The 4,742-nt window shown below is 74.1% G+C and carries 5 protein-coding genes and 1 pseudogene; 1 reads left to right on the plus strand and 5 read right to left on the minus strand.

What is annotated here, in order from left to right:
- Positions 1-292: hypothetical protein (locus GTW67_RS25515; RefSeq protein WP_161167126.1), on the minus strand; the 292-nt coding region annotated here is incomplete at its 3' end.
- A 183-nt stretch (positions 293-475) separates the two neighbouring features.
- Between GTW67_RS25515 and GTW67_RS25520 the strand changes: the two genes are divergently transcribed.
- Positions 476-1,489 carry a chitinase gene (locus GTW67_RS25520; protein ID WP_161167127.1) on the plus strand — a complete coding sequence of 338 codons (1,014 nt, stop codon included), beginning with the start codon at positions 476-478 and terminating at the stop codon, positions 1,487-1,489.
- Positions 1,490-1,503: 14 nt separating this feature from the next.
- On the opposite strand, the gene GTW67_RS25525 is transcribed toward GTW67_RS25520, so the two are convergent.
- The 4 genes and pseudogenes from GTW67_RS25525 to GTW67_RS25540 all read right to left on the minus strand — a co-directional run.
- Entirely contained in the window at positions 1,504-2,103 is a 600-nt protein-coding gene (locus tag GTW67_RS25525) for a hypothetical protein (protein WP_161167128.1), read from the minus strand.
- 7 nt (positions 2,104-2,110) lie between these two features.
- Positions 2,111-3,310 carry a cyclic dehypoxanthinyl futalosine synthase gene (gene mqnC, locus GTW67_RS25530; RefSeq protein WP_161167129.1) on the minus strand — a complete coding sequence of 400 codons (1,200 nt, stop codon included), beginning with the start codon at positions 3,308-3,310 and terminating at the stop codon, positions 2,111-2,113.
- Positions 3,311-3,379: 69 nt separating this feature from the next.
- Positions 3,380-4,159 (minus strand): prepilin peptidase, encoded by a 780-nt coding sequence (locus tag GTW67_RS25535; RefSeq protein WP_161167130.1) that lies wholly within the window; start codon positions 4,157-4,159, stop codon positions 3,380-3,382.
- A gap of 49 nt (positions 4,160-4,208) precedes the next feature.
- Positions 4,209-4,742: pseudogene (locus tag GTW67_RS25540) on the minus strand (serine/threonine protein kinase); the annotation flags it as partial.

Consider the following 4,742-nt stretch of genomic DNA (forward strand, 5'->3'; position numbering starts at 1 on the left):
GGCGCGTGCCGCCTCCCGGGCCCTGGCCGTCCTGGCCGCCCCCGAAGGGCAGCAGCGAGGACGGGCTGACCGAGGTGCCGATGCCCATGAAGGCGAGGCCCAGCACGGCCGCGTAGCCGACGCAGACGGCGCCGACGAGGAGCCCCAGCCGGCGCAGCAGCCGGGCCCGGCGTCCGGAGGTGTCGACGAACACGGGCCCTTCGGCGGACCCGTTGCCGCGTGGACGGCGGCGACCGCGCGCGGGCCTCTCGCCCAGGGCGGCGCGGCTTTCGAAGGCAGGCTCGGAGTGCATTCCCCGGACGTTAGGGAGCCTTGTCTGTCGCACCCTGGGACTTCGTTGTGCGTTCACGGTGAAACCCGGCGCAACCTGTCCGTCCGCTGGGAAACTCCGCAAAAGCTCGGACTTCTCTCAGAGAAGACCCAGCCGCCCGTGAGACATTCACTCGTCCGACGACGAGAACGGGAGCGTACGCACATGAGGGCATACCGGAAGGCGGCCGCCGGGTGCGCCCTGCTGCTGGCCATGGCCCTGGCCGGCTGTTCCGGGCAGGACGGCACGACCGACGCGGCCGGCGCGGCACCGTCCGGCTCCGCCGCGCCCTCCGCCGACACGGGCACCTCCTACGCCCCCTACGTCAGCGCCACCACGGCCTCCGCGCAGGACGCGGCGGGCTCCCCGGCGGCGTACAACCTGGCGTTCGTGATCGCGTCCGGCGACGACTGCACCCCCAGCTGGAACGGCACCCATGAGGTCGGCGACGCCTCGGTCGCCTCCCGCGTCGCGAAGCTGAAGGAGTCCGACGCCGACGTCCGCGTCTCCTTCGGCGGCGCCTCCGGCAAGGAACTGGCGGCCGTCTGCGACAGCGCCTCCGCGCTGGCGGCGGCCTACGGCGCGGCCCTGGACGCGGCGGGCGCCACCCGGGCGGACTTCGACGTCGAGGGCGACGAACTGACCGACGCCGACTCGGTCGCCCTGCGCTCGGAGGCCATCGCGCTGCTCCAGAAGGAACGCGGCGACCTGGAGGTCTCCTTCACCCTCCCGGTGATGCCCTCGGGCCTGGACGCCGACTCCCTCGCGCTGCTGGCCTCCGCCAACGACCACGGCGTACGGGTCTCCACGGTCGACCTCATGACCATGAACTACGGCGAGTCCTACGACGGCGACATGGGCGAGTACGCCCTGACCTCGGCGAAGGCCGCCCACACGCAGCTGCGGAAGGTCTTCGGGACGTCGGACGCGGACGCCTGGCGGGGCATGGCGCTCACCTCGATGCTCGGCGTCAACGACGTCGCCGGCGAGACGTTCACCCTCGCGGACGCGGCGGAGGTCCGCGCCTTCGCCGAGGAGAAGGGCGTCGCGTGGGTGTCGATGTGGGCGGCGTTCCGGGACCAGCAGTGCGCGGACGACGCCTCCGCCGAGGACGCGCTGACCACGTGCAGCGGCGTGGCGCAGGAGGCCGGGGCGTTCGGGACGGCGTTCGGCGCGTAGGCGGGGCCGCGCGCTCAGCGCCGCCGGTGCACCAGGCGGCCCGCGACGACGGTGGCCACGCACGTGGACGCGCCGTCCCGCACGAGCGCGGCCCGGTCGGGCACGTCGAACACCGCGAACCGCGCGGGATTTCCGGGAGCGAGCGCGGGAAGCAGCACGAGCGGCACCGGTGAGAACGACGCGGGCCCGGGCAACGTGGCCGGACGCCCCGCCAGGGCGAGCCCCGCTCCGCGCACCGCGTCCAGGGCCGCGCGGCCCCGCAGTTCACCGGCGACGGCGACCGTGCCGTGCGCCAGCATGCGCTGCACTCCGCGGCGCGCGCTGGCACCCCGGGCAGCCGGGTTGCCGTCGAGAAGTGCCCGCGCGCGCTCCCCGAAGACCGGCTCGGTGCCGAGCCGGTCCGCTTCACGCGGGTCGGGATGGTAGGCCTGCTCCAGCAGTTCCGGACCGTACGGGTTGAGCAGCCCGGGCGTCATGAGGCCGGGCCACCGGCGCACCCGCGCCCGCGGATGGTCGGCGGCCAGTGCCTCGTACGGGCCGACGGCGGCGAGATGCGCGCCGTCGACCACGACGGCCGCCTCGGGCGAGGCCTCACAGACGTGGATCGTCAGCACAGCGGCGTCAGTTGGAAGCGAGCAGCTTCAGCTCGGGGTGGGCCGTGCCGCCCTCGATCGCCGTGGACGAGATGTGGGAGACGACGCGCTCGTCGACCGGGTCGTTCGCCGGGTCGTCGTGCACGACGAGGTGCTCGTACGTCGTGGCGCGCTGCGCCGGGACGCGACCCGCCTTGCGGATCAGGTCGATGATCTCCAGCCGGTTGGAGCGGTGCTTGGCACCGGCGGAGGACACCACGTTCTCCTCCAGCATGATCGAGCCGAGGTCGTCGGCGCCGTAGTGCAGGGAGAGCTGGCCGACCTCCTTGCCCGTGGTGAGCCAGGAGCCCTGGATGTGGGCGACGTTGTCCATGAACAGCCGGGCGATGGCGATCATCCGCAGGTACTCGAAGAGCGTGGCCTGCGTGCGGCCCTTCAGGTGGTTGTTCTCGGGCTGGTAGGTGTACGGGATGAAGGCGCGGAAGCCGCCGGTGCGGTCCTGCACGTCCCGGATCATGCGCAGGTGCTCGATGCGCTCGGCGTTGGTCTCGCCGGTGCCCATCAGCATGGTCGACGTCGACTCGACGCCCAGCCCGTGCGCGATCTCCATGATCTCCAGCCAGCGCTCGCCGGACTCCTTCAGCGGCGCGATGGCCTTGCGCGGGCGCTCGGGCAGGAGTTCGGCGCCGGCGCCGGCGAAGGAGTCGAGCCCGGCCGCGTGGATCCGGGTGATGGCCTCCTCGACCGACACCTTCGAGATCCGCGCCATGTGCTCGACCTCGCTCGCCCCCAGGCTGTGGATGACGAGCTGGGGGAACTCCTTCTTGATGGCCGCGAAGTGCTTCTCGTAGTACTCGACGCCGTAGTCCGGGTGGTGGCCGCCCTGGAACATGATCTGCGTGCCGCCCAGCTCGACGGTCTCCGCGCAGCGGCGCAGGATGTCGTCGAGGTCGCGGCTCCAGCCCTTCTTGGTGTCCTTGGGGGCCGCGTAGAAGGCGCAGAACTTGCACGCCGTGACGCACACGTTCGTGTAGTTGATGTTCCGCTCGATGATGTACGTCGCGATGTGCTCGGTACCCGCGTACCGGCGCCTGCGGACGGCGTCGGCGGCGGCGCCCAGCGCGTGCAGCGGGGCGTCGCGGTAGAGGACCAGGGCCTCTTCGGGGGTGATCCGCCCACCGGCGGCGGCACGGTCGAGGATGGGCTGAAGGTCGGCCTTCTCGGTCACCGGCGTCCCTTTCGTAAGGGTTGTGGACGGACTCGGCCAGCCTACGCCAGCCCTTCTCCCCGGCCGCGCTCAGGCCGCGTACGCGCCCGCGAGGACGCCGAGGAAGGCGCCCGCGAGCAGGAACGGGCCGAAGGCGATGGCCGTACCGCGCCCCGCCCGGCCCGCGACGACGAGGGCGCCCCCGTACAGCGCCCCGAGCAGGAACCCGGCGAAGGTGCCCAGCATCAGCGTCGGCCAGCCGTACCAGCCGAGGACGGCACCGGCGCCCAGCGCGAGCTTGACGTCACCGAAGGCCATGCCGGCCGGGTTGATGAGGAACAGCGCCAAATAGCCGGCGCCCAGGGCGAGAGTGCCCAGCAGGGCGGTGGTCCACTCCCCGGCGTGCTCGGGCACGAGCGCGGTGACGCCGAGCAGGGCGAGCGCGGTGCCCGCGAGCGGCAGGGTCAGCGGGTCGGGCAGCCGCCGCACCCGCACGTCGACGAGGGCCAGCAGCACGCCGGCCGGCGCAAGCAGCAGCCAGACGGCCAGCTCGGGCCGGGTCCCGGTGGCGGCGGCGAGGGCGACGCAGACCAGGGCGGTGAGGGCGGCGGGAACGGCGGCGCCGGGACCGTACGACACCGGGGCGGGCCCGGCGGCGGCCGTGGGCGGGCCCGCCCCCACCGCGCCGGCCGCGCACTGGCCGCAGCGTGCCGGTCCGAGCCAGCCCCGGACCGGGTGCGCGGCCGGGCACGCCTCGCGCCACGCCTCTCCCGAGGGCGCGGAGAAACGGTAGGCCGCCCGCGGCAGCAGGGCCCCCGTCGCGGCGCCCCAGAGCGCGGCGACGAGGAGGACCAGCACATCGACGCTCAGCACGCGGACACCCTATGGGGGCGGGCCGGGCGCCCGGTGGCCCTTGCGCCTACCCGACCTTCGACAGCCGAGCCTCCGGCTTGCCCGACTCGGCGCTCTCGGAGGCGTACTGGAGGTCGTCACCGACCGGGGTGAGGCGCACGGTCGTGGCCGCCTGGTTGCAGCCGCCGTGGTTGCCCTCGGCGCCGACCGACGCGGCGACGATCTGCTTCTCCGTCACCTGCTTGAGCGTCAGGACGTCGACGCACTCGCCGCCCAGCTGGTCGGTCTGGCGCAGCCGCCCCAACTCCTGGCCGATGCCGGCCCGGTGGACGGTGACGCGGAAGGTGCCCGCCGGCAGGGTGCCGCCGAGGGCGGTGCCCTGGCCCTCCCAGGTGCCGAGGTAGGCGGCCGGGACGGTGCCCTGCCCGTCCCCCGGGGCGGAGGCGGACGGCGAGCGGGTGCCGTGGTCGGCGTCGCCGCCCGCGCTGTCCCGGCGGTCGCCGGGCAGCAGGTCGAACAGGAACACCGAGCCGACCGTCACGGCGGCCAGCGCCCCCGCCACGGCGAGCGCCACCGTGCAGCTGACCCGCCGCCCCCGCCC

The sequence above is a fragment of the Streptomyces sp. SID5910 genome, assembly GCF_009862125.1.
Taxonomy (GTDB): domain Bacteria; phylum Actinomycetota; class Actinomycetes; order Streptomycetales; family Streptomycetaceae; genus Streptomyces.